Here is a 24,732-nt window from a genome sequence, read left to right as displayed (position 1 = left end):
GGAACGCGGATGACGACAGGTTTGCCTACTCAAATTTCTCCTACCGTAATTCCAGGCTCGAAGGCTGGTCGGTTGATCGTACTCACAGGTCCTAGTGGCGTAGGCAAAGGTACGCTCATGCAATTGCTTTTGCAGCGTCACCCCCAGCTTTACCTGTCAATTTCAGTCACGACGCGCAGCCCTCGCCCTGGTGAAATTCACAGCAAACATTATTACTTCGTGAGCCGTGAAGAATTTCGACAAATGGTCGATCGCGGTGAATTACTAGAATGGGCTGAATTTGCAGGTAATTGCTACGGCACTCCTCGTCAACCAGTGGCAGAAAAGATCGGCGAGGGAAAAACTGCCATCTTAGAAATTGAATTAGAAGGAGCAAGACAAATCCGCGCTTCTTTTCCTGAAGTGCTACGCATCTTTATCTTACCACCTTCAATGGAAGAACTAGAGCAACGCTTGCGCAGTCGCGGTCAAGATTCAGAAGAGGCGATCGCTCGTCGTCTGCGCCGCGCTCAAGCCGAAATTAATGCTGCTGGTGAATTCGATTACAAAGTCATCAACGATAATCGAGAAGCGGCACTGCAAGAAATAGAAGCTATTTTATTTCCCGATTCTAGGAAATATTAACAAATTAAATTAGTAATGGGTAATAGGTAATTGACAAACAGCAACTACCTATTACCCATTACCAAACTACGTTATGAAAATAGCCCACCAAAAACGTTCTTGATGATAGCTATATTTGTCAGCACGAAGTAGGCAAACACCGCGCCACCAACGCCTCCAATCAAGAAGCCACTAATATAGTTGTTCCAGCTTTCTGGTGATTTGAAAGTAGAAGGAACTTGACCACCAGTGGTAGTCGTAGCAACAGGCTGAGGTGGATTGCTAGCAGAATACAAAGCCATAGTAGCAGTCATGATTGCCACCATACCTAAAGTACCGATCAATCCAGCAATGTTGGCAACATCTGTATCGCGTAACGGACCTAGCTTAGTAAAGGGTCCGAGTACCCAATAGCCATGTGCCATCCCAACTTCCAAACCCCGCCGCATGTCGGTAATACCTGGGCGATAGGCGGGTAAGTTATTAATAAACCACTTCACCAAGCCGGAAGAATTTACTGGTGTTTCTAAGTTACTATTCTGAGGATCGCGCCCACCAGGAAAGACAACTTCTTGATTTCTAGGATCGCCGGGTCTATTTTTAGATGCATCTATTGCTTGCGCCATATTCTCCGTATGATATCAATAAGGTCGTGGCATCATTTTAGGTGAATAATTGTAGCCAAATATCAATTTAGACAGAGAAGTTAAAAAAAATTAATTTAGCGATCGCCGCCATATAGCAAGCAGCAAACACGCGAGTTCTCACTCTGTTTGTGTTGTGCAAAAATACTTCTTTTTGCGTTGTGCAAAACTATTTTTTCTAGGTAAAACCTACCAATCGCGCGTCGCTTAGGCTGGAATTATAATTTCAGTACTCAATATTAAAATCTATAATATTGGGCTATCTCTAGATCTTATTACGTGTAGCGCTACATGCTTAAATTTCAGACTCTAGCTAGATGTGAGGAACTAATTAGTCTTAGCTTACGGCATTGGGTGAAAAAGTAAGTCAGGAAAAAAGTAGTTAAAAATTGCCCAAGTCGTGAAAGCCACCGAGACAGCAACCACAGCCAGCACCGGAGCTAAGGAAAGATACCTCTGAAGATAGTGTTTTTGTTCGTTCTCGTTCTGTTTTTGCATGAATTTTGGTCTCCCGACCAGTCAATGATTTTTCAAGTATGAAACGCGCTATGCACTAAATTGATAGTAATTTGCGAGTTTCAAACCGCCATCATTCGCTTGGTCGATTGACCGTCAGGCTGTTAAGAACCAGAGGGTAGAGAACAGAACGAAAAAAGAGTAGCAACGATCGCAATTCTCTCCGCTCTATCCCCTCACCTCTAGCTCAAGCACCCCTACTTATGGCATAGGGTGGAAGAGAAGATCGGGGAAGAAGTAGTTAAACACGATCAACCACACAGCTGTTTCAGCCAGCCATGCAAATAGCAAAACTGGTGCTAGAGAAAGATATTGCAGAAAATATTTTTGTTGCATTTGTAGCTCTCCCAAGTATTTCAAACAAAGTAACGTTCAATTAGCGCGGAGAAATGGGGATTTCTTCGTCTTTAGCGGTGAGTTCGCCTGAGAGCAACTCTTTCACGGCGGCTAGGGGCCAAGCAAACGCTGACACCATGCTCTGAAATGCCAAAGGAACGTCAAGAACGACCTCTTTAATTTCAGTTGCACCAGCATACTTTTTCTGAATAGCTTGCAGATAGGCACGTCCCGCCCACCCAATCTGACCGGCAATGTAGAGAAACATAATGCTAGGAATTAAAAAATCGCCAGCACGACTGAGATTACCATCAACAATCAAGTGAGGTAAACCTTCAGGACCGCACATGGCTTGAGCGTAGCGCTCAAACCGCTTTTCGCCGGATTGCGGATCGGCAGTCGTATCGCGGGCTGCTTTTGCCCGTTGAACAAATGCAGGAGAGTCGCTGCAACGTACTAAACTAGCTTGCTGTGCTTGAGCTGGTGGAGCCAATGTAAACCACAGTCCACCGATAACTAAAATCAGCGCAAACAATCGACGCATGGAATTATTTCCTTTTGTTACAAAACAAAAAGTTTATTTTACAAAATGAATCAGTTTGTACAGTATGTTTGCACGCACTTGGAAGCAATCATACTCTCGCGTGCGATCCTAGTAAAGTTAGAGCAAATCAAAGTTTAAGCTACTTAATATAGGGAGTAGGGAGCAGGGGGAAAGAGAGCTGAGGGAGCTTATGATGCTGAGGGAGCTGAGGGAGAGAAGAGAGCTGAGCGAGCAATTCACAATTCGCAATTCGCGCCTTTTCGCAATTAATTCTCCACACCCCACACCCCACACCCCACACCCCACACCCCACACCCCACACCCCACACCCCACACCCCACACCCTCCGACAATGTCTACAGTTTTAGCGATAGAAACAAGTTGTGATGAAACTGCGGTGGCGATTGTTAAGAATCATCAAGTTTGTAGCAGTATTGTTAACTCCCAGATCCTAGTACACAGTCAGTATGGGGGAGTTGTACCAGAGGTTGCTTCGCGCCAGCATTTAGAAATTATCAATCAGGCGATCGCCCTAGCTTTAGAGCAAGCTGAAATGAACTGGCAAGATCTGGATGGGATTGCAGCGACTTGTGCGCCTGGGTTGGTTGGTGCTTTGATGGTGGGCATCACAGCAGCGAAAACTTTAGCATTAATCCATCAAAAGCCCTTTTTGGGCGTACATCACTTAGAAGGGCATATTTACGCTAACTACTTGAGCGAACCGAGTTTGCAACCGCCATTTTTGTGCTTGTTAGTTTCTGGCGGACACACTAGCTCGATCTACGTTAAAGATTGCGGCGTGTACGAGACATTAGGTGAAACCCGCGATGATGCGGCTGGAGAAGCCTTTGATAAAGTTGCACGGCTCTTGCAATTGGGATATCCTGGCGGTCCCATCATTGACAAATTGGCACAGACAGGTAATGCTCAAGCTTTTTCCTTGCCAGAGGGAAATATTTCTCGATCGCAGGGTGGTTATCATCCCTATGATTCGAGTTTTAGCGGCTTGAAAACAGCAGTACTGCGATTGGTACGGCAACTAGAGCAGAATGGTGCTGTACCAGTGGCAGATGTAGCGGCAAGTTTTCAGGAAACAGTAGCGCGATCGCTAACTAAACGGGCGATCGCTTGCGCTCGTGACTATGGCTTAGAAACTATCGCTGTAGGTGGCGGAGTTGCAGCCAACAGCAGCCTCAGAAAATACCTGCAAGTAGCAGCAGCCAGTCATAATCTGCGCGTGTTATTTCCGCCTTTAAAGCTCTGTACTGATAACGCTGCCATGATTGGTTGTGCTGCTGCCGACCATCTTAACCGAGGGCATACCTCACCTTTAACTTTGGGCGTGCAGTCGCGTTTATCTCTGAAAGATGTGATGCAGCTTTATCAGGGAGCAGGAAGCAGGGAGTAGGGAGCAGAGGAGAAGAGAACTGAGGGAGTAATTACTAATTACCCATCACCAATTACCCGTTGTTATTCCCTACATTCTCTGTATTTATACGCTAATTCTTTACTATTTTTGTAATTTGAATAAAGTTTTCATAAATATACCTGGAGAAGGTTAGACATCATCAGTAAATTCCAGTATGGTTTTATACATGGGAAATTTATTAGTAATATTTATATGTCTCTAGATGTGCAAGAAATTAAGAGTGCAATTAGAATTCACGACTATATTTCACAATTAGAAAAACTAACAAAATTAACTCTGAAAAACTCAGATATCATGCTGGGTGCGCCGAAAACTAAACTTGTTTTTGACTTACCAACTCACAATAAACCTTGCTACGAGTATGTCGAGCAACTGTATCAAGAAATTGGCGATCGCGATTTGCTGATGCAAGCTTTAAGAACGGGCTGGTATTATATCAGTTCCAACGGTACAACAATTCCCGTATCGAAAGAGAAGTATTTTCAGCAATTGAACTCCTCTCAAGCATTTCGCGTTGCCAAACAAAGAGGCTATCAAGTTCCAGAGAAATTTTTAACTACCAAACAGTTTTGCTACGGGCAGTATGAAGCTTATTCTGCTATGCATGAAATTATGCATGGTAAGGCATTAGGAATTTGGTCTAACAAAGCTAATTTCTCTAATTTTATGTATAATTATGCCAAGTTTTATAAAGCAATTAAACTAATTTCTCCTCAATTTATCGTACCGAGTTCTAGTTATCAATCTTCTATCCCATATATTTTAGACCAACTGTGGGTAGCGAGTCATAACAGCAACCAAGTTAGATTATTAGGCTTAGAAGTTGCTGGCGAACAACATTTTCTGAATGGAGGACACAGCAAAACTTTAGGGAATGAAAAGTATCTAGAAAAACTAGGCTTTGAGATGTATCATGTCGCCAGTTGGTGGTGTCGAGTAGATCCATATCGCGTTATTTGTGAATTTTTAAAAGAGTCGGGAATTTTTCCTGAAGCACAACAATATTTAATTGGTGCAGAACTAGATACGATTGATAAATACGTCTGCGGTATTTGCCACCGTCCGATGGTAAGACTAGGTTGGGATTGGATTCAACAGTGTCAAATTGGCGATCGCACAGTTTACGCTCACAAACACTGTGTCGCGCACAAAGTTGCTGACAAGCTTTCAACTAGAGGAAGATTAGACGTGCAATCGCAAAGATGCTAGCACCCAAAACTGCACTTATCGGCACTGTAATTATCCAAGCTGCGGCAATTCCTCGCACAGTTTGGAACTGAATTGTTTGCCAATTTCTGACTAAACCAACTCCCACCACACCACCAACTAGAGCATGGGATGTAGAAACGGGTAAACCCAGGCGTGAAGCCAGTAAAATAGTTGTTGCCGTGGCTAATTCAGCACAGAAGCCGCCACTGGGTTGTAAGGGAATAATTCCCTCGCCGATGGTGGCGATGACTTTTTTACCCCAAACAGCTAAACCTGCAACAATACCAGCACCGCCAAGTACGAGAATCCATAACGGAATTGCGATGCCATCTATAGGGACACTAGCAGTACGAATAATATAAGAGATTGCTGCCAAGGGTGCGATCGCATTCCCAACATCGTTAGAACCGTGTGCGAAAGCAACGAAACAAGCACTCAATAATTGGAAGCGTGCCAGTTGTTTTTCTACAAGGGAGTCGGGAGTCGCAGGGGCGGGTTTAGCAAAAGATTCACGGCTTACGTCAATAGATTTTGGCTCAAAACCCGACCGTACAAAGGAGTCGGGAGTCGGAATGATTTTTGAATTTTGACTTTGAACTTTTGACTTTGCTAGTTGTCTCCAACCATAGAAAGTTAGAGATACAGATGCGATCGCTCCTAGCCCTAAAGGTAAATCGCGGGCTGGAAGTTGTAAACCCCAATGTTGAGTTAGCAAAGTATATATTGGATGACTGACAGTAGGTAGGACGATAACACCAAAAATACTTATCAATGCCACACTTAACCAAGGAATCCACTCGTCTAGCTGTTTGAGAGGATCGGGTTGAGTCAAAATCCAGTGTCTTACCTGACTGTAGAATGCAGAGGCGATCGCACCGCTGACTATCGGCGTAATCACCCAGGCAAAAGTGATTTTACCGATTGATGCCCAGTCTATTGCTTCCCATCCGATCGCGCAAGCACTAAAACCCGCGATCGCTCCTACAATTGCATGAGAAGAGGACACGGGTAAGCCCTGTGATGTCGCAATTTGCAACCACACTCCCCCAGCTAGTAGAACTGATATCATGCCTACTAACAATACTTCTGGCTGAGAAATGAATAGGGCAGGATTGAAAATTTTGGTTGCTAGAGTTTCTGAAACTTCATGTCCAAACAGCACCGCACCTGTAAATTCTAGAGTCCCTGCAATGACTAATGCTTGACGCAAAGTCACAGCTTTAGAGCCGACAGAGGTTCCCATTGCATTAGCAACATCATTTGCGCCTAAGTTCCAAGCAACGTAGAAGGATAGGAGCGCAACTAAAAAAAGAATCATGCTTATTCGCTCTCAACACAGCCATCATATCCTCCCAGGAAAATTACGGGTACAATGATAGATTGTGCAAGATACCCAAACGCGAAGATCTGGAGATCCTTATGTCCCGTAAATGTATGCTCACAGGCAGAAAGGCAAACAATGGTTATGCCATTTCCCACTCTCACCGCCGGACTAAAAAAGTGCAAGAAGCCAACTTGCAGTGGAAACGGGTTTGGTGGGAAGAAGGTAATCGCTGGGTGAGACTGAAGCTTTCGACTAAAGCAATCAAAACTCTCAACTTCAAAGGCTTATCAGTAATGGCTAAAGAAGCCGGAATCAACCTCAACCATTATTAAGATTTGATGGTACTTTCTATTGACCATACTAGGTTTAATGGTTAATTTTCTAGAGCCGTGAAATTTTGCGGCTCTACAAAGTAGAATTATTTGCAGTCTCTTTTCGCCTTCCTCTTCATAGGCTGAATTCATCTCAGCTAGGCGTTACTTTGTTCGCAGCCAATACCTGCTTGAGCCAGTAATTCTCTATCTTCTCTAGGAAATTCTCGCCTCCTCCCTCATAATTTCCTCAAGTTATTTGTTTATAACCATAACTGTATGGCAACTATCCCCTGTAGTTCTTTATGAGCAAGGGAGTCAGTAAACAATGACTCGTTTAAAACTAGCAACAGTTTGGTTAGGCGGCTGTTCGGGCTGTCACATGTCATTTCTTGACTTAGACGAATGGCTGATCGAGCTAGCGGCTGGGGCAGATTTAGTTTACAGTCCCTTTATGGATACCAAAGAATATCCAGAAGGGGTAGATGTGGTATTGGTAGAAGGAGCGATCGCCAATGAAGATCACTTGCAAACGATTAAAACAGTAAGAGAGCGATCGCAACTCCTGATCTCGTTTGGTGATTGTGCTGTAACTGGTAACGTGACAGCTTTACGCAATCCATTAGGTAGTGCCGAACCAGTCTTACAACGCTGTTACATTGAAATCGCAGATGTGCGCGGACAGATCCCCCAAGAACCGGGTATTGTCCCGCCTTTGTTAGATCGAGTCACGCCAGTACATACAGTAGTACCCGTTGACATTTACTTACCCGGTTGTCCGCCTCCAGCGGCGCGGATTCGAGCTGTATTGGAATCGCTACTACGTGGAGAAAAACCGCATTTAGAAGGGCGCGAGTTTATCAAGTTTGGTTAGAAGCTGAGATCTCGATCCCCCCTAGCCCCCCTTTTTAAGGGGGGAACTGGCAGCCTCCTTACCTCCCTAATTTCCCTGAAAAAGTGAGAAATTCAAAGCCTTCTTTCTAAGGGGGTTGGGGGATCGAGTCTCTACAAAAAAATCATCGCGAAAAGAGCAGTATTCTATGTCCCAGCGAATTGTTATCGATCCAGTCACGCGAATTGAAGGTCACGCTAAAATTACCATCTACTTAGATGATGCCGGACAAGTGACTGATGCTCGGTTCCACGTCACAGAATTTCGCGGCTTTGAGAAATTCTGTGAAGGTCGTCCTTTGTGGGAAATGCCAGGAATTACGGCGCGGATTTGTGGAATTTGCCCAGTGAGTCACTTGCTAGCTTCTGCTAAAGCAGGCGATCGCATTCTTTCTGTCACTATTCCCGCCGCTGCTACTAAATTGCGTCGGTTGATGAATTTAGGGCAAATTATCCAATCCCATGCTTTGAGTTTTTTCCATCTCAGCGCCCCAGATTTACTATTAGGCATGGATAGCGATCCTCAAAAGCGCAACGTTTTTGGGTTAATTGCCGCTCAACCAGAGTTAGCCAGAGGTGGAATTCGACTGCGGCAATTCGGACAAGAAATTATTGAAATATTAGGGGGGCGCAAGATTCATCCATCGTGGGCAATTCCAGGTGGCGTGAGAGAACCATTATCTCAAGCAGGACGCACGCAGATTCAAAGCCGCATTCCAGAAGCTAAAACCACAATATTAGATGCGCTAGACAGGTTTAAGCGCTTGCTTCAGGACTATGAAAGGGAAGCTCAAACTTTTGGTAATTTTCCCAGTTTATTTATGGGTTTGGTCACATCTGATGGTTTGTGGGAAAACTACGACGGATATATTCGGTTTGTCGATAGCGCTGGTAATATTATTGCAGACAAACTCGATCCGACTCGCTATCAAGAATTTATTGGTGAGGCAGTTGAATCTTATACTTATCTCAAGTTCCCCTATTATCGCCCTTTAGGATATCCCGACCAAAAAGATCGCTGTCGTTTAGATAGTGGGATTTATCGAGTTTGACCTTTAGCACGATTAAATATTTGTACTCATATTGGCACTGCGATCGCAGATCGAGAATTAAGCGAATTTCGCGATCGCGGTGGTGGGACTGTACTCTCATCCTTTTTTTACCATTACGCCCGACTGATTGAAATTTTGGCATCAATCGAGCAAATTGAATTGTTGCTTGACGATCCACAGGTGTTATCTCCTAAAATCCGTGCCGAAGCTGGAATTAACCAGCTAGAAGGAGTTGGCTGTAGTGAAGCACCACGGGGGACTTTATTTCATCACTACAAAGTTGATGAAAACGGCTTAATGCAGAAGATAAATTTGATTATTGCGACGGGGCAAAATAATCTCGCAATGAACCGCACGGTGGCTCAAATTGCCCGACATTTTATTCATGGTGCAGAAATTCCTGAAGGAATGTTGAATCGTGTTGAAGCTGGAATTCGGGCTTTTGACCCTTGCTTGAGTTGCTCGACTCATGCAGCTGGACAAATGCCATTGCACGTTCAATTAGTAGGAACAGATGGAAGTGTTGTTAATGAAGTTTGGCGGGATTAGAAGTTTTTAGGTGAATTTGCCATACCTCACAATTTCCTCAATGTTTCCTCATAGCTTCAAGATAGAGCTAGCTAGAATAACATGAGCAATAACTCAAAAACTATTTTATTAATTGGCTATGGTAACGACTTACGTAGTGATGATGCTGTGGGGCAGAAAGTAGCTAATGCGATCGCCTCTGAGGAATTACCTGATGTCACATCGCTGTGCGTTCATCAACTCACACCCGAACTAGCTACATTTTTGGCAACAGCCGACCTAGCAATTTTTATTGATGCCTGTTTTGCAAGTGTCTGCGAAGACGTGCGACTACAAGCGATCGCATCTACCAATTCTACTGCGATCGGCGGACATACAGGCGATCCGCGATCGCTACTAGCCCTGACGTACGCGCTTTACAATCGGGTTCCGAATGCTTGGTGGGTAACGATACCAGGAACGAACTTTGAATTAGGCGATCGCCTTTCACCCATTGCTGAACGAGGTATGCAGACAGCCTTAAAACAAATTAAACAATTAATTCAATTAGGCAAGGTAGAATTATGCACGAAGTTGGAATGATGCAAAACGTTCTCGAAACTGCTGTAGAACGTGCAAAACATGAAGGTGCAAGCCATATTCGCCTGTTGCAAATGCGAGTTGGTGAGGCATCTGGGGTAGTACCAGAATCCTTACAATTGGCGTTTGATGTGGTGAAAAAGGAGACAATAGCTGAAGATGCCAGACTTCAGGTGGAGTCCGTACCAGTCGTCTGTTATTGCCCCAATTGCACTACTGAATTTCATCCCACCGATTTACTCTACGAATGTCCCGAATGCCATCAACCATATTGTGAGGTACGACAGGGTAAAGAGTTTGAACTGGCATTTTTAGAAGTTTCCTAGTCGATCGCTGTCTTCATGGCGATCTTCAATTAGGTAAAACAGCCGATCTGTAGGGGCGCACAGCCGTGCGCCCCTACAAACGTCACGCACGCAATCGAGAACTGCGATCGCAAATTACCATCGCTCAACCATCAACCAATTCACCCCGTAAAACGAGAACAGCTAGTCCTCCCAATAAAACGCGATCGCCTTGACAACTAACTTTAATTACCCCACCTCTAGCAGAAGCTTGATAGGCGAGAAAATTATCTTTCCCTAAGCGATCGCGCCAGTAGGGTGCAAGGCAACAATGCGCCGAACCCGTCACCGGATCTTCATCGATTCCGACATTAGGCGCAAAGTAGCGAGAGACAAAATCATACTCTGAGTTTGTCCCTTGGCTGGTGACGATTACGCCTTGTACGGGCAAAGTTTTCAGTAAACTAAAATCTGGCTGAAGATTTCTGACAATCTCCTCCGAATCTAATTCCACCAAATAATTTCTATTCGTCTCACCTACGTACTTGGGTTTGGTTCCCAAAGCTTTCATCAAATCGGCAGGTATTTCCGATGCAGCAGGAACTTGCATTGGGAAGTCTAATTCGATCCATTCTCCTATCCGTTTTGCCGTCAGCAAGTCACTGAGAGTATGAAATCGAGCTGTTTCCTCTGGCTGCAAATAACCCTGTTCCCACAGCACATGAGCGCTAGCTAGGGTAGCATGACCGCACAGAGGAACTTCTGTAGCAGGGGTAAACCACCGCAGATTGTAACTACCATCGTCTTGCCGGAGTAAGAAAGCCGTCTCCGATAAATTCATCTCCTTGGCGACGTTTTGCATCCAAGCGTCATCTCTCGATCGCGGCAGAACGCATACAGCAGCAGGATTACCTGCAAAAGGTTTATTTGTAAAAGCATCGACCTGAAAAATTTCTTGTCCCATATTTAAGAGCGTGGTGAGTGGTACGTGGCAGAGGATACACTGCTCATTTTATGGTTGGGATGGCAAGAGGCGATCGCACGGCTGGGACTGATTTCTTTTCATTTTTGTACTAGGCTAGTTGCACTACTCGTGGTTTTCTTTACACAGTTTTGAGTTTGTTTGCAAGATAGGACGACGCAACGATTAATACCCCTCCAACCCACTGTGTAAAGCTGGGTTGCTCGCCGAGCGCCAAAATTGCACTTGCTACACCAAAAATGGGAATGAGGGCAACGTAAAACGCAGCTTGACTTACAGCCACATTCTGCAACGCAATCAAATAGAGTAAGAACGCTAAAGCATATTGCATGATGCCCGAAATAACTGCAAGTAACCAAAATTGTAGTGAAATACCTGCTGCGCTCACTTCATAGCTCGAATTGAGAATTGATAGTACGCTAAAACACGATACAGTTACAAGCAAACCAACCATCTGCTGCGATGCGGTGAGCTGTAAAGGATTTGCTGTTGCAATCTGCTTCTTACTCAGGAGAACATAGAATACTGCGAAGACCGTACCGAGCAGTACGAGTAGATCGCCGACAAGTGAGGCACGGTCTGCACCCTGAGAGTCTTTCAAAATTAACAGAGACATTCCAAGAAAACTAATGCCAGCGAGGAGTAATTTGACTCGCGTGAGTTTTTCACCTAAGAAAACTGCTGCTAACAAAATGGTAAGAATTACCTCGGATGAACCAATTAATGTGGCGTTGCTGGCAGTTGTCATCTTTACGCCAAAGGTTCCAATCATATATGCTAAAGCAGGTTCAAAAATCCCTGCAAAGCCTTGTTTGAGATGACTCCATGTGAATGGCAGTTGACGCTCTTTGAAGTAACACACTGTGGCAAGAAATGTAACGCTGGCAATCAGTTGAATAATCAGTAGAGTTGTTGCCGTAATCTCTGCAAGGGCAATTTTCGTCAGTGTCAATCCAACTCCCCAGCAAAAGGCGTAGCTTAGAGCAAGGATTACTGTTTTCATTGTTTTAGTATTTGACAGTATTTTTGTTCGACTGGACAGCGATCGCCTGGGCAGACTTCCTCTTCACACAAGCGGCAGATAGTAAAGGCTTGTAGCTCGTTCGTCGTCATGGCTGCCAGCATTTTTTCTAAAAGTGCGGTCAATTGCTGGCGCTCGTTCGGCGTTAAAGAGTTAATGGCAATTTGCAATTGTTGTCGTCGCTCTGACAAAATGGCTTTCCGTCGTTCAGACCCCGCATCTGTAAGAAACAAAGCCAGCGTTCGACCATCTGCCCCCGATCGCCGCTCGACAAGACCCTCCTTTTCTAAGCGATCGATCAGGCGCACGGTTCCAGGATGCGAGAGATTCAGAATTTGCCGTAGCTGATTAATTGACACTCCAGGGTCTGCACCTAACGTCACCAGAGCAGCTGGGGTTTCGCCACCATATCCAGCATTGGCTGCAACAACCGCATTAAAGGCATCCATAACGCTGAGTGCAAGCGCACCCAAGAGATTTGACGTTCTTTCGTCATCCATAGAACATTTGCACTACGAGAATCTATTTGTTTTATGTATGCATTATACATATTTTTAAATTGTAAAGAGAAGCAAAATAGTAGGGGCGCACAGCCGTGCGCCCCTACTTCTCACTGTCCTATGGCAAAAGCGGCTGAGATATCAGATCGCTCAAATTGGCAGATTGTAAAAGCCCGTGCCAATTTGCCTTGAGAGCGGCATTTTCTGGCTGCTGTAAGCGCTGTTCGGCTATGGTGGCGATCGCATCGTACCATAAGCCTTGTTGAGCGTAGAGATCGAGTCGTTGTTCGGGTGTGGCTGTTTTGAGTTGCGATCGCATTGTGGCGGTTGGCAATACGCGCTGTACCCATCCTTCGACGGAATCTTTAACAGTAGTGAAGTTTTGGCGATCGCAACTGGCTGCTATTTCTGTTTTCAAAAACCAGTGATAGTTCTGATTGAGCTTAAGTGGCGGTTGGGTAGATGGTAAACGCACGCCGATGATGCCTGGTTTAGCTGGCAGTTCGACAGCAGAACGATAGACATCGTTATCGCGATCGTCTTGTAGGACGAATTCTACAGAACGGAGTGAAGGGTTGGCAGCAGGAATGTAAAACCAGAAAGTAGGATACTCGGCGATCGTCTGTCCCCAAACATACGTTGCTTTACCCTTGCCTACAGTCTTTTCTACGGCAGGTGCTAGCGCCGTTAGCGGCAGCTTGAAGCCGCAGTCTCCTCCTCGTCCGGCTGCGCCTCTAGTCCGTCCGGTGGGAGTGCCAGAGGTAGGAAAGGGCGGCGGCGTGTAACGGGGTTGAGCGCTGACTTGCTGATGAGTGTGATTTTGACTGTTATTGTGGATGGCGATCGCTGCTGTGGGTACGAGCAATGTTAGGGCGATCGCTGCTGTGGCTGCAAGCTTGGGCATTATCTCACCTCAATCTATCTTTAGTGTAGGTTTGAGCGGTAGATTGCTGCTATCGGGCAAAGAACGCTTGACGACCGCAATTCTGCCTCCCGTCACGACTAAAGCCAAAGCCGCAGGGACTAAAGGCAGCCAGCCACCTTGAAGTAGTAATATCCAACTCGACCCATATAGAGCTGCAATTGTCAAGCAAACACTCAGTCCCAATCGCATGGGAGAACGCCAGCACCAAACAACAACTCCTCCCACCAACGACCAAGCCCAAATCCAAGCAATTTCACCCCAGAGAGGCAAAACCCACAGTGGTGTCCGTCCGTCCAAAACAGCACTGAGGAGTTGACTCACCATCTGAGCTTGTAAATAAATACCTGGAATTTGTTTTTGTAGCCCCTGTCTACCGATGCTGTAGGGAGTAGACCACGCATCACCAGTACTAGGAGCCGCTAGACCGATCAGTACAATCCTGTCTTTGAGGGTACGGGCAAGATTGGGCGGAATGCGATCGCTCAGTATATCTCCTAGCGTCACTGCTACGGCAATATCGTCTACAGAGTCAAAGGGACGGTAATTGAGTAACAATTGATAGCCTTTAGTATCGATTCTTTGATAGCCGCCCGTATGGAAAGGTTGCAAACGCGGAAAAACGACATTACCGAGTTGCAAGTTACCATTGGGTGTGAATCGAGTTTCAATTCCTTTAGCTGCCAAATATTGATGGGCGAGTTGAAAACTGAACGCGGTATTAGCACTACAACGGGATGTCAGTGGCGGATCGAAATTGAGCAAATGGCGGCGCACGATGTTATCATCTGGATCGGCAATGACATCGCTAAAACCTACCCTTTCTGGTGCAACTTCTGGCGGGGGTTGAACGCCACGCGGATCGAATTCTGGATCGCTGACTTTACAGATTGCAAAAAGGCGATCGCTTTTTTGGAGCCTTGACTTCAGACTTGGTAATTTCTCGACTGGAAAATCGCGATAGATATCTAAACCGATAACTTGCGGATGTAGTTGTTCGAGTTTTTGCAACAGTTTTTCCAATGCCAAATCTGACAGAGATCCTTTTCTCTGTTTCTGTTCTGGCAGCTGCAAATCTTCCTCAGTCACCGTCACAATTAACAGACGCGGATCGGCTTTTTCTATAGGACGCAGCCGCATCAATTGGTCGAAAGCCTGCAATTCTATAGGTTGGAATAATCCTAATAACCGCATTCCTACCACCGCCGCCGTGACAATGGTGCTGGTGAAGCAGACGCGCCGCAGAGAAAGCCGTTGTCGTGGTGGACGTAGACGTTGCATCCACTGTTGCCAAGTTGGAGGAATTTCGGCAAGATTTTGATAAATGACTGGTAGCCAGCTAGCAGCAGGATATTCGCTTTCCCATCCCTGGAGTCTTTCCCTTGCCTCTCGTACCGACAAATAGAGAGACTTTCCCCCAGCAAAAGCCTGGAGAAAACTCTTCAAAAATTCTTGCGCCACGCGATCCGGTACGGGTTCGCGCATGAATACTACTTGGGGAATGTGTAGACTTGCCAAATCCCGCGCCAAACCCAAGCCATCGCAAGAGTTAAAAATGGCTACGCTCAAACCATTTTCTACCGCAGTTTGTAAAGCGTGTTTGAGATCGGCAATAGTTAAACTTTCCGTTTGATTTAAATAAATTCTGCCTGTAACTTCATTCTGTGAGGCAGTTGTTTGACTGGCACTATGTCCGGCAAAAAATAAAATATCCCATCCTTGGGTAGACCATAACTGACGGTCTAACTCTTGACGTGACGGCTCAACCAAAAACTTGACATCTGCTCCTGGCAAGGTTTCGAGCAGGTTACGGTCTGCTTGAATGTCAATTCCGGCACTACTACCTAAAATCGCTAAAATTCTGATTTGAGTGCGAGAGGATGTCGTTTTCAGCGCAATTTCTTCGTAAGCGGGGGTACTCAGGGCAATTTCTGCTTGAGGATAGCGAGCGAAGAGATCGCAGCGATGCCAGGGTAGTCGCTGTAATAGTAAATCTTCAGTTTGCAAAATAACTCGAATTGCATCCGCAGGCATTAATTTTTCTAAAAACTTATCCCTTAAAGCAAGAAATGATGGAGAGGAAAGCCAATTGTTTAGACTGCGGCTGAGGGATTCTGCGGCATTATAACAGTCTTCTAAAACACAAACATTCGTAATTTGGACAGCAGCGGCTTCTAGACGCGATCGCAAACCCAAGCTGTAGTAAGCCGATTGCCATTTTCTGTAGAGTTGCGGAATTTCCGGCTGGGATGGTAATCTGCCAGCAAGTTCTACAGCGGGGCGATCGCCATCCTCACTAATTTGCAGCGTGACAGGAAATCCCTGCTCAAAGCTACCTTCGCCAAACTTCAGGACAACTAACTTACCCACGATCTATCACCTGTAGGCACGTCATTTTAAGTTGTAAGTCGTAAGTTGTAAGTCGTAAGTTGTAACTCAAATAATAAAGTGTTCCGTGATGCCAACATCCCCCAGAGCTACTTTAACGCTAAATCTTTCTCCGGTAGTACCGCTAAATTGCAATTGAATGTAATTATCGGCGCGTCTGGCTTTAGCTTCCAAGAAAACTGAACCAGATTCATCCAAAACGATTAGCTGTAGCGACGGCGGTAAAAACGTCTCTCTCCCCGTCGGATGCACTTGTACGATCAGATCGGTTTTCTGCTCTGATGCAGGACGCAGTTCCATGACCAAAGCGACTGCATGACCTGCTAGCTGCATCCCTAAGTCAATTAACTTTGCCCGTCTGACAAAATTTTCAGGGCGATCCACTTCATTTGTATTCAGTTCTTCTGTTTTACGAAAGCTAAAGATTAAATTGTGTTCGGCAGGATTTAACAGCGAGACGACAGTTTGCCAGCCTGGTTCAAACGTATTTTGGAACCACTGTCTCAAGTTAACCATACTCGTAGGAGGATTCGCGTTAGCGAAGCTTAACGAAGTTATCGCGCTCAAGTCTTGCAAGTGGGACAATAGATCTTCCGGCGATCGCAACTGGTTAACGGTCAACTGCTCCTGGGTAACTTGCTGGACAAAACCCAGAATATCGACCTGTTTTTCTACTTCATCCAAACGCACAACAACATAACCGATCCGATCTTCCCAAACCTCCGGTGGCACGTAACAGGTAGAAGCATCAGTGGCGATCGCCCGACATTCTAGGCGACCCAAACCCAATACCTCCAAGTCTGCTGTATCCACACACGCACGCATGAAAGAATTCCAACTATCGCACCCACTCCAATTCACCGGAACGCCCATCATTTCTAAATAATCACGGACGGCACACACAGCTAAGGTATTCAGTCGCACTTGCTCTGCTTTTTGTGACGTTGGCTGCTGCTGGCTAAACTGCCAAGCAATGCTATTCGCGGCTTGAGTAATTGGTAACGGAAGGGAGCGATCGTTTTCTCGTGCTTGATAATTCATGATAGGTATCCTCTAAATACCCTTGCGATTCGCCGAATTTACGCAATCGTGGTAGGCATTGTCGCCGATAGAAACTACTCAGTGTCGAAACGGACAGCTTGTATTGCGCTGCCAAATCTTCCCAGCTTGTCTCTGGTGGCAGCCTTTGTAACAATAAAACTTGGCAATTCACCTCTGGATAACCTTGGATGTAAGTACGGCGGAGGTCACCATCAGGATCGGTTTGAATCCACTTTCGTGTCGTTTCCAAAATTGGTGGGACATCGGGCGCAGCTTCCAAGGCTTCAATCGTGTCTTTCCCTACCTCGTCAACAGAATAGACTTGTCTAATTGTCGAGTGATTGGTAGTCTTTCTTTGCAGGTATAGGTCTTGCAGCCGTCGCCGCAGATATGCATTTAACCAAGTCGTGACACTACTACGACTGGGATCGTAGCGATCGCCTGTCGTAGCTTCACACAGGTTACGGCAGAAATACAGCCAGGTTTGTTGTAAGGCATCCTCGTAATCGGGAGTATTTTCTTTCCACAGCTTGCCAGACTTGGCAATCGAGCGGACAATTCTAGTTAAACCTCGCTGGCGATCGAGACTACCGATCTTCTGCTGACAAGTTTCTACGACCAATTGACGCAGACTCACCTCAAATTCTTCCATAACAGTATTTTTGATTTGTCTCTCCAGCAGGGGTATGTTTATTTTCGAGGAAAAATCCTCTGAAACACTACCGCGTTGCTTGTTGTCTCACCTCCTAGACATAGCGTGTTTCCTCCGCTATTTACTTATCAGGGGTACGGAAAAAAATTATGCAGGCGAGTTTTATTAAGTTATGTAAGTAAAACAAGAAAAATGTCACGCAAAGACGTAAGCGCCTTTGCGCGACATCAATCCGGCAACTTATACTGCCCCACGATCCGCTTAGCAAACTCCGGGACATGCGCTGCCAACTTCTCTAAATAATTCCGCTTCACGTACAGATAATTCCGTGTAAAGTGAGAATCAATCGAGAATCGTGCATATTCCAACCCTTTCGGACCAATTCTTTCGATCGCCACACCCATTAACTTCGCCGCCCACATGGGCAGAGTCACCGCTTTATCGTAAGCAGGTATACTCTGCTGTACCGCTTGATGGCGATCGCCCTGCGATATGACTGGTTGTAGCTCTAATTTATCTTGCACCAAATCCAGCATTTCGCGACCGCGATCGTTACGGACAACAATCCACTGCCAACCGAAGGTAGCACCCATGTAACCGACAACCAAATCGGCAAGGGAATTGACATAATCAAAACAACTCATGCAAGAAGGTGCAAATACATCCTTGAGTTGGTTTGTCTTTAAACCAAAGAAAGGTACTGTTTCCACCGAACCATCTTCATGCTTGAAGTGAACGCGGAAATCTTGCATGAATTCGTAATGTACTACCGTATCGGGCGATTTACTAGTCGTTTCTAAGAATTTTTGCAATCCCGCACGGGTAACGTTATCCACGCAGGGAGTTCCTAAAACGTAAAGCTTTTCTAAGTCAAGTTGTTTTTCTACTGCCCGCAATGCTTGAATTTGACAACCGACACCAATTACTAACAGCCGTTTCATGCCTGACTGTTCTATTTGTTCTAGCACCGATAGGTTAGGCGACAGCGTAGGTTTATTTACCCGTGCGGCTAAAATTTCCTCTGGGGTACGGGCAATAATTGGCATCGGTTGAAAGCGGTCTTCTCTGGTATTCTGGACGCAGACTACGCCTTCGACAATGCCGCGATTTAGCATTTCGATCGCAATGGTACTAACAATACCCGTCCACTGCGCCCCTGGAATCGGTTCTTTTTTCCGCGCCGCTGTCATCGATTGATGCACGCCGAAGTAAAGTTCGTCTGGATTGTCTAAATTACGGCTGCGATCGTGCGTTTGAGTTTCTAATTGGTCAAATTGCTGATTTAAAAAGGCACAGGCTTCCTTGACATAGTGAATGTAATATGTGTCGCACAAGCCGCACTCGCTACAAAGTTCTTTAGCTGGGCGGCGGCTTCCTGATTTGAGGGCTTTGGCTTTCTTATGATTGGGATGAACGGCGGTCATAAGTCATAAAACTTTGTTTTTTATACCTGTTCACACAATACCGCTTTCAGCCGTGAATTTCACAATTGCGAGTAGGTACGTTAATTAACGCACTACCTTGAAACCAAGAGAGTGCATTTAATACTTGATTTGACAACAGGTAGAATTTGCACCTTTTAGATCGTAGTTTCCTCAGTTTCTTGAGAATTGTCTCCAAAGCATAATAACCGAATTGCAAGAACGGCAAAACCCACAGCCGCGATCGCCTTGACGAATTTTACGGGTAACAACTGGGCTGCACCCGCACCTGCTAAAACTCCCAGCAAACTTGTCAATACCAAAGCGCTAGCCGTGCCGAAAAAGACAGCCCTTGGAGATTTACAACCACCACTGAGAGCGATCGCTGCTAGTTGGCTTTTGTCTCCCAATTCTGAGAGAAATACAGTGACAAAAGTGATTCCTAGTAGTTTCCAGTCCATGAAGTTGAGGGGTGAGGGGTGTGTGAGGAGAATTCGGAATTCGGAATTCGGAATGAATTGTGACTTGTGACTTGGAATTGCTTCCTCAGCTGCTTCTATATCGCCTTTAAAAGGGAAATTTGTCTATTGTTCCCCCTTTTTAAGGGGGGCTAGGGGGGATCTCTACGAGAGTAAAATATCCCCTACTAAGGCGATCGCGATTAGTAGTAAACTCGTCCCTGCGGCAATTTCTAACTTTCTAGGTGATAGGTGTTTTGCTAACCACTGACCCAAAAGTACGCCTAGTAAACTGGTCGTAATTAACGCTGCGGCTGCACCTACGAAGACAATCCAGGGTGATTGAGACTCTGCACTCATCAAGAGCGTGGAAAGTTGGGTCTTATCGCCGCATTCTGCCAAGAATATTGTTAAAAATGTCGAGGCGTATATTGCCCACCAAGACTGCTGTGTTTTCTTTGGCTGTTGTTTTTGCTGTTGTGGAGGGCAATCGCTAATACTGACAACAGGTTGGCTGTGTGTTTCCAAAACCTGTTTCTCCAGTGCTGTTATTTGGTCAGACAAGCTAGATTGCTGAGGGGGTGCAGATTCCAGTTTCACGGGCAACTCAGTTCAAGACGCGACGTTTTTCATATTCCTTTCATTTTCTGCCAAATTATGACAAAAGGCAACCCCCGTATGTGAGGGAGTAGGGGGTAGGGAGCAGGGAGCAGGGGAGAAGAGAGCTTATGATGCGCAAGGTTGCGCAAGGTTGCTGAGGGAGAAAAACAACCAACAACTAACAACTACCAATTGCCAACTTCCCGCTGAAATCGCACCATTTCCAGGCTGCGATCGCCATAAACGCCGGAAATCTGTTGCTCGCAGCACTCGATCGCAAAATCGTTGACTTCTTCCGGCTCGATGCCGTACATATCTAAGAATATTTCTGGCTCGACTCGGCAAAAGCGAGGACGGTTGGGATAGATTTTGCATTCTCGCTTTAAGTGGTCGTAGTGAATGCACCAACCACCTTCTCCTACCATGCTGAGATAGAGTACTAACTCTTCTGGTGTCAAATACTCTGCTATATCTGGACGTTCTTCTGGGTCGAGATGACAGCAAGCGCCACACTGCTTTACACATTTCCAAGTTGCCATTTCAAGTCGCCATAATATTCAGATTGGATGACGATCGCGTTCCTACTACTAAAGCTTAGCGATTTTAGTTACCCCATCACTAAAATGAGAGCAACAAGGGTTTATTTGTGGTTTGTTATAGATTTGTTAAGTTAATTAAATCCGGTAATTCTCCTCTAGGTAAAATAAGGTGCGGATTTTTATGTAAGAAATCGACGTTCAATAGACAAGCTGGGAGGAGAGATAAATCTTATGTCTGGAATTTTTGATGCAATCGGTAGTTTTCAGTGGGAAACTCTGTTTCAACTAGTAAGCGTTGCCCTGATTATGATAGCTGGTCCAGCAGTTATTTTTGTCCTTGCCTTTCGCAACGGCGATCTCTAAAACTCATACGAGATACCATCAATGGATAAGGGAGGGAGTAGCTTTGAGCTATTTTCCCTCTTTTGGTTTATTTGGATGAAAAGAAAAGTTACAAAAATTAATTCGGTGGTAACTCTAAGGGAACTGTCCCCAAAACTCCTTTGCGAAAATCTATCAGTATCTGTCTCGCCGTGCGTTCCAAGTCACCGCGATCGCGTTTTGCCGATAACTCATAGACAAATTCTTCTCCTGTCATGCCCAACGAATCGATTTTGTAGCGAGATAGGGGATTGTCAGGCATGAGTTCGGGAGCAGTTGCCATTAAATCTTGCAGCAAATCGATAAAGATCACAGCCACTTGGTAAGAATCGTAGGCAGCATCACCAATATCATCGCAGATAGCTAACTTAATTGCTGCTGCTTGGTCTTCTAGCTTAGTCGGAATTACCCCAGGTGCATCTAACAATTCGACGCGATCGGAAATTCTGACCCAGCGCAACTGGCGCGTTACCCCAGGACGAGCCTCACTGACGACAATCCGCCGCTTCAACAGCCGATTGATCAGTGCTGACTTACCCACGTTGGGAAATCCAATCGCCGCTGCCCGCACGGGACGGGCTAACAAGCCGCGATTTTTGCGGCGTTGATTAATCTCATCACCTGCTCTTTGCGCTACCTGCAATACTTGTCCTACACCGTTACCATCTTTAGCATTGGTAAAGTAAACTGTTTCTCCCCGTGTCTTAAACCACTGCTGCCACAACTGCCGCACCGCAGGCGGAATTGTATCGACGCGGTTGAGGATTAATACTCGTGTTTTATTGCCTACCCACTCTGGCACGCGCGGATGGTGGGTCGCTAGTGGAATCCGTGCGTCCCGTACCTCCAATACCACATCAACCAACTTCAGTTGTTCGGCAAGCGCTCTTTCTGCTTTGGCAATGTGACCTGGATACCATTGAATTTCGTTTGTCATTTGTCATTGGTCATTTGTGAATGGGTAGTTGGTAGTTGGTAGTTGGTAGTTGGCTGGAATTGCTTCCTTGTCCTCCTTGTCCCCCTTGTCCCCCTCACTCCTCGCTCTCGGCTCCCTCATTAAGGGACAACTAAAACCGGACAGGGAGATAAATTAATTACGCGGTTGGTGACGCTTTCGGTGACTCCTTCTTCTGTTAATCCTAGTCCTCGGCAACCCATGACAATTAAGTTGGCACTAACTTCGTCGGCTACATCACAGATCGCAAATGCTGGTTTGCCCTGTCGCTCGATCGCCTCTGTTTGAATGCCTTGCTGCTTGAAGACAGACTGAGCATCTTCGAGAAGTCTGGCTACGACATCAGGCGATTCCATGCCCTCGCCAGCATCTTCTGATGCCTCTACTACCGATAGCAGTATTAGACGACTACCATACTTTTGCACGATTTCAACTACGACTCCTACGGCTTCTTGTGTCTCGCGGCTGCGATCGATCGGAAACAGAACAGTCTTAAACATTTGTGGTAACTCCGATACCCATGCTTCGGTAAAATGTGGACGGCGCTAAATGATGGACTAAACCAAAAAGGCAATTAGGAGGTTGACGCTGTGTCCAAAAAAACTCTAGCAAATTTATCCTCGTCAGATTTATCTGGGAAGCGGGCGTTAGTACGGGTAGATTTTAACGTACCGCTAGACGACCAAGGCAATATCACCGATGATACCCGCATTCGTGCTGCACTGCCGACAATTCAAGATTTAATTAAAAAGGGTGCTAAAGTCATCCTGGCTAGTCACTTCGGTCGTCCCAAAGGTGTAGATGATAAATTGCGTCTGACTCCCGTTGCTAAGCGCCTTTCCGAATTACTCGGTCAAGAGGTTATTAAGTGCGACGATTGTATCGGTGATGAGGTTGCTGGCAAAGTTGCAGGAATGCAAAACGGTCAGGTGTTGCTACTGGAAAACGTTCGCTTCTATCCTGAGGAAGAAAAGAATAATCCAGAATTTGCTCAAAAGTTAGCTGCAAATGCGGACTTGTACGTAAATGATGCTTTTGGTACGGCTCACCGCGCCCATGCTTCAACTGAGGGCGTAACTCACTACCTCAGCCCTTCGGTAGCAGGTTATTTGATTGAAAAGGAACTTCAGTATCTCCAAAGCGCGATCAAAAATCCTCAGCGTCCCCTAGCAGCAATTATTGGTGGCTCAAAAGTCTCCAGTAAGATTGGCGTAATCGAAACGCTGTTGGACAAGTGCGATAAGCTGCTGTTGGGTGGTGGGATGATTTTCACCTTTTACAAAGCAAGGGGTTTGAATGTTGGTAAGTCGCTGGTGGAAGAAGACAAGCTAGAACTGGCTAAATCTTTGGAAGCTAAGGCAAAAGAACGTGGTGTCGATTTGCTGTTACCTACAGATGTGGTGGTAGCAGATAAATTTGCTGCTGATGCCAACGCTCAAACTGTTAGCGTAGATAATATGCCATCTGATGGCATGGGTTTGGATATTGGTCCAGATTCGGTCAAGACGTTCCAAGCAGCACTGGCTGAGTGCAAGTCGGTGATTTGGAATGGTCCGATGGGTGTATTTGAGTTTGACAAGTTTGCTGTAGGCACAGAAGCGATCGCTCGTACTCTTGCCGATCTTACCAAGCAAGGCGTAACTTCCATCATCGGTGGTGGTGACTCTGTAGCAGCGGTGGAAAAAGTCGGTGTAGCTGAGCAAATGAGCCATATTTCAACTGGTGGCGGTGCTAGCTTGGAGTTACTTGAAGGTAAGGAATTACCGGGTATTGCTGCTTTGGATGATGCCTGATTCGGAGATTGAGAGGAGATCCGCAGTTGAAGAAGCGAGATTTCGATCCCCCCTAACCCCCCTTAAAAAGGGGGGAAATTAAAGTACGGGCGGGTTTGCCAGCAAATGTATTTGTTACTTGACATATTTGCTGTAAAACAAACCCGCTCCTACTTGATTTATATTGGACGTTTGTTTTATATTTATTTATATCAAACGTTCGATTTAATATGGAGTCAAATTAATTATCCCGATGCCCAAGATTGTAGACCACGACCAATATCGTAAAGAACTGTTGCTCAAGAGTTTCGATCTATTTGCCGAAAGAGGCTACGGTTCGATCACCATGCGACAGTTAGCTCAAGGATTGGGCGTGTCTACAGGGACGCTTTATCATTACTTTCCCAGCAAACAAGCCTTATTTCTTCAATTGGTAGAAGAACTAGACAGACAAGACTTGCTCAACTTCTTGGCGGAGGCGGGAAATCCACCCACCTTAACAGAGCGAATTGAAACTATGTTCAATTTTGTAGCTAAAAATGAAGATAATTTTTGCAAGCAAGTTTTACTTTGGGTGGAATTCTACCAGCAGGAAAAAGCGGAATTGACCAAAAATAATGCTTTTCACAGCTCTTGGGATAAGACTACGCAGGCGATCGCCGACTATTTGCAAGTACCAGATAAAGCGATCGCGGATTTTGTCCTGAACTATCTTTACGGTTTATTAATGCGAGGAATATTTGAAACTGAAACAATTTCCTATTCAGAACAAGCAACATTACTCAGCAAAATTCTTGTAGCATACCTGAAATAATCAGTTATCAGGGAGCAGGGAGCAATTACCCATTAC

29 protein-coding genes and 1 pseudogene are annotated in these 24,732 nt (G+C 45.6%); 12 read left to right on the top strand and 18 right to left on the bottom strand.

Annotation, left to right across the window (positions count from 1 at the left end; translation table 11 throughout):
- Window positions 1-9 precede the first annotated feature (9 nt).
- On the top strand, window positions 10-624 hold the full coding sequence (gene gmk, locus H6G17_RS03195; protein ID WP_192154075.1) for a guanylate kinase: 615 nt from the start codon (window positions 10-12) through the stop codon (window positions 622-624).
- Between the two features lie 71 nt (window positions 625-695).
- Here gmk and H6G17_RS03190 read toward each other — a convergent pair whose 3' ends face one another.
- From H6G17_RS03190 to H6G17_RS03175, 4 genes are all read right to left on the bottom strand, one after another.
- On the bottom strand, window positions 696-1,229 hold the full coding sequence (locus H6G17_RS03190; protein WP_192154073.1) for a photosystem I reaction center subunit XI: 534 nt from the start codon (window positions 1,227-1,229) through the stop codon (window positions 696-698).
- Between the two features lie 360 nt (window positions 1,230-1,589).
- Window positions 1,590-1,745, bottom strand: a complete 156-nt coding sequence (locus H6G17_RS03185; RefSeq protein ID WP_015153889.1) for a photosystem I reaction centre subunit IX / PsaJ — start codon at window positions 1,743-1,745, stop codon at window positions 1,590-1,592.
- A gap of 219 nt (window positions 1,746-1,964) precedes the next feature.
- The gene (locus H6G17_RS03180) at window positions 1,965-2,099 is read right to left on the bottom strand and encodes a Photosystem I reaction center subunit IX (protein ID WP_132866728.1); all 135 of its coding nucleotides are present in this window, start codon (window positions 2,097-2,099) and stop codon (window positions 1,965-1,967) included.
- A 40-nt stretch (window positions 2,100-2,139) separates the two neighbouring features.
- Window positions 2,140-2,643 (bottom strand): Photosystem I reaction center subunit III, encoded by a 504-nt coding sequence (locus H6G17_RS03175; RefSeq protein ID WP_192154071.1) that lies wholly within the window; start codon window positions 2,641-2,643, stop codon window positions 2,140-2,142.
- Between the two features lie 352 nt (window positions 2,644-2,995).
- Between H6G17_RS03175 and tsaD the strand changes: the two genes are divergently transcribed.
- Both tsaD and H6G17_RS03165 read left to right on the top strand, forming a co-directional pair.
- Window positions 2,996-4,051 (top strand): tRNA (adenosine(37)-N6)-threonylcarbamoyltransferase complex transferase subunit TsaD, encoded by a 1,056-nt coding sequence (gene tsaD / locus H6G17_RS03170; protein WP_192154298.1) that lies wholly within the window; start codon window positions 2,996-2,998, stop codon window positions 4,049-4,051.
- Between the two features lie 213 nt (window positions 4,052-4,264).
- Complete coding sequence (locus H6G17_RS03165) at window positions 4,265-5,281, top strand: hypothetical protein (protein WP_192154069.1); 1,017 nt, start codon at window positions 4,265-4,267, stop codon at window positions 5,279-5,281.
- Here H6G17_RS03165 and H6G17_RS03160 read toward each other — a convergent pair.
- Window positions 5,244-6,599 (bottom strand): inorganic phosphate transporter, encoded by a 1,356-nt coding sequence (locus tag H6G17_RS03160; protein WP_192154067.1) that lies wholly within the window; start codon window positions 6,597-6,599, stop codon window positions 5,244-5,246. The genes H6G17_RS03165 and H6G17_RS03160 overlap by 38 nt on opposite strands.
- 101 nt (window positions 6,600-6,700) lie before the next feature.
- On the opposite strand from H6G17_RS03160, the gene rpmB reads away from it, so the two are divergent.
- The 5 genes and pseudogenes from rpmB (at window position 6,701) to hypA (ending at window position 10,292) form a co-directional block, all read left to right on the top strand.
- The gene (rpmB, locus tag H6G17_RS03155) at window positions 6,701-6,937 is read left to right on the top strand and encodes a 50S ribosomal protein L28 (RefSeq protein WP_192154065.1); all 237 of its coding nucleotides are present in this window, start codon (window positions 6,701-6,703) and stop codon (window positions 6,935-6,937) included.
- A gap of 307 nt (window positions 6,938-7,244) precedes the next feature.
- Window positions 7,245-7,790, top strand: coding sequence for an oxidoreductase (locus H6G17_RS03150; RefSeq protein ID WP_192154063.1), 546 nt, complete (start codon window positions 7,245-7,247; stop codon window positions 7,788-7,790).
- 166 nt (window positions 7,791-7,956) lie between these two features.
- Window positions 7,957-9,408 (top strand): annotated as a pseudogene (locus tag H6G17_RS34500) (Ni/Fe hydrogenase subunit alpha).
- Between the two features lie 81 nt (window positions 9,409-9,489).
- Window positions 9,490-9,969 carry a hydrogenase maturation protease gene (locus H6G17_RS03140; protein ID WP_192154061.1) on the top strand — a complete coding sequence of 160 codons (480 nt, stop codon included), beginning with the start codon at window positions 9,490-9,492 and terminating at the stop codon, window positions 9,967-9,969.
- Window positions 9,951-10,292: a hydrogenase maturation nickel metallochaperone HypA gene (gene hypA / locus H6G17_RS03135; RefSeq protein WP_192154059.1), complete on the top strand. Its 342-nt coding sequence runs from the start codon at window positions 9,951-9,953 to the stop codon at window positions 10,290-10,292. Before H6G17_RS03140 ends, hypA begins: the two co-directional genes overlap by 19 nt.
- Before the next feature lie 124 nt (window positions 10,293-10,416).
- Here the strand turns inward: hypA and H6G17_RS03130 are convergent, their stop codons facing one another.
- Window positions 10,417-11,214, bottom strand: a complete 798-nt coding sequence (locus H6G17_RS03130; RefSeq protein ID WP_192154058.1) for a PhzF family phenazine biosynthesis protein — start codon at window positions 11,212-11,214, stop codon at window positions 10,417-10,419.
- Between the two features lie 24 nt (window positions 11,215-11,238).
- Between H6G17_RS03130 and H6G17_RS33865 the strand changes: the two genes are divergently transcribed.
- Entirely contained in the window at window positions 11,239-11,367 is a 129-nt protein-coding gene (locus tag H6G17_RS33865) for a hypothetical protein (protein ID WP_277875919.1), read from the top strand.
- On the opposite strand, the gene H6G17_RS03125 is transcribed toward H6G17_RS33865, so the two are convergent.
- The 10 genes from H6G17_RS03125 to H6G17_RS03080 form a co-directional block, all read right to left on the bottom strand.
- Window positions 11,354-12,235 (bottom strand): DMT family transporter, encoded by an 882-nt coding sequence (locus tag H6G17_RS03125; RefSeq protein WP_192154056.1) that lies wholly within the window; start codon window positions 12,233-12,235, stop codon window positions 11,354-11,356. The genes H6G17_RS33865 and H6G17_RS03125 overlap by 14 nt on opposite strands.
- A complete protein-coding gene (locus H6G17_RS03120) occupies window positions 12,232-12,753 on the bottom strand; it encodes a MarR family transcriptional regulator (RefSeq protein ID WP_192154054.1) in 522 nt (173 codons plus the stop codon). Before H6G17_RS03120 ends, H6G17_RS03125 begins: the two co-directional genes overlap by 4 nt.
- Before the next feature lie 118 nt (window positions 12,754-12,871).
- Window positions 12,872-13,657 (bottom strand): DUF928 domain-containing protein, encoded by a 786-nt coding sequence (locus H6G17_RS03115; RefSeq protein WP_192154052.1) that lies wholly within the window; start codon window positions 13,655-13,657, stop codon window positions 12,872-12,874.
- A gap of 9 nt (window positions 13,658-13,666) precedes the next feature.
- Entirely contained in the window at window positions 13,667-16,045 is a 2,379-nt protein-coding gene (locus tag H6G17_RS03110) for a CHASE2 domain-containing protein (protein WP_192154049.1), read from the bottom strand.
- A 66-nt stretch (window positions 16,046-16,111) separates the two neighbouring features.
- Window positions 16,112-17,104 carry a DUF1822 family protein gene (locus tag H6G17_RS03105; protein ID WP_192154047.1) on the bottom strand — a complete coding sequence of 331 codons (993 nt, stop codon included), beginning with the start codon at window positions 17,102-17,104 and terminating at the stop codon, window positions 16,112-16,114.
- Window positions 17,040-17,756, bottom strand: a complete 717-nt coding sequence (locus H6G17_RS03100) for a sigma-70 family RNA polymerase sigma factor (protein WP_192154045.1) — start codon at window positions 17,754-17,756, stop codon at window positions 17,040-17,042. Before H6G17_RS03100 ends, H6G17_RS03105 begins: the two co-directional genes overlap by 65 nt.
- Before the next feature lie 227 nt (window positions 17,757-17,983).
- Window positions 17,984-19,180: a Coenzyme F420 hydrogenase/dehydrogenase, beta subunit C-terminal domain gene (locus tag H6G17_RS03095; RefSeq protein ID WP_192154043.1), complete on the bottom strand. Its 1,197-nt coding sequence runs from the start codon at window positions 19,178-19,180 to the stop codon at window positions 17,984-17,986.
- Between the two features lie 155 nt (window positions 19,181-19,335).
- A complete protein-coding gene (locus H6G17_RS03090; RefSeq protein ID WP_039715780.1) occupies window positions 19,336-19,638 on the bottom strand; it encodes a TMEM165/GDT1 family protein in 303 nt (100 codons plus the stop codon).
- Between the two features lie 162 nt (window positions 19,639-19,800).
- A complete protein-coding gene (locus H6G17_RS03085) occupies window positions 19,801-20,235 on the bottom strand; it encodes a TMEM165/GDT1 family protein (protein WP_192154041.1) in 435 nt (144 codons plus the stop codon).
- Between the two features lie 185 nt (window positions 20,236-20,420).
- Entirely contained in the window at window positions 20,421-20,774 is a 354-nt protein-coding gene (locus H6G17_RS03080) for a YkgJ family cysteine cluster protein (RefSeq protein ID WP_192154039.1), read from the bottom strand.
- A 231-nt stretch (window positions 20,775-21,005) separates the two neighbouring features.
- Here H6G17_RS03080 and H6G17_RS03075 point away from each other — a divergent pair, with 231 nt between their 5' ends.
- A complete protein-coding gene (locus tag H6G17_RS03075) occupies window positions 21,006-21,137 on the top strand; it encodes a photosystem II reaction center protein Ycf12 (protein ID WP_199316430.1) in 132 nt (43 codons plus the stop codon).
- 97 nt (window positions 21,138-21,234) lie between these two features.
- On the opposite strand, the gene ylqF is transcribed toward H6G17_RS03075, so the two are convergent.
- A complete protein-coding gene (gene ylqF, locus H6G17_RS03070) occupies window positions 21,235-22,092 on the bottom strand; it encodes a ribosome biogenesis GTPase YlqF (RefSeq protein WP_192154037.1) in 858 nt (285 codons plus the stop codon).
- A gap of 119 nt (window positions 22,093-22,211) precedes the next feature.
- Window positions 22,212-22,610 carry a universal stress protein gene (locus tag H6G17_RS03065; RefSeq protein ID WP_192154035.1) on the bottom strand — a complete coding sequence of 133 codons (399 nt, stop codon included), beginning with the start codon at window positions 22,608-22,610 and terminating at the stop codon, window positions 22,212-22,214.
- A 90-nt stretch (window positions 22,611-22,700) separates the two neighbouring features.
- Here H6G17_RS03065 and H6G17_RS03060 point away from each other — a divergent pair, with 90 nt between their 5' ends.
- Both H6G17_RS03060 and H6G17_RS03055 read left to right on the top strand, forming a co-directional pair.
- Entirely contained in the window at window positions 22,701-23,903 is a 1,203-nt protein-coding gene (locus H6G17_RS03060; protein WP_192154033.1) for a phosphoglycerate kinase, read from the top strand.
- A gap of 232 nt (window positions 23,904-24,135) precedes the next feature.
- Window positions 24,136-24,696: a TetR/AcrR family transcriptional regulator gene (locus tag H6G17_RS03055; protein ID WP_192154031.1), complete on the top strand. Its 561-nt coding sequence runs from the start codon at window positions 24,136-24,138 to the stop codon at window positions 24,694-24,696.
- Window positions 24,697-24,732: the final 36 nt, after the last annotated feature.

Origin of the sequence: Chroococcidiopsis sp. [FACHB-1243] (assembly GCF_014696895.1) — a bacterium.
In the GTDB taxonomy this organism is placed as follows: domain Bacteria; phylum Cyanobacteriota; class Cyanobacteriia; order Cyanobacteriales; family Chroococcidiopsidaceae; genus Chroococcidiopsis.
Note: the sequence above shows the minus strand (reverse complement) of the source record. Positions and strands in the feature narration are given on the sequence as shown.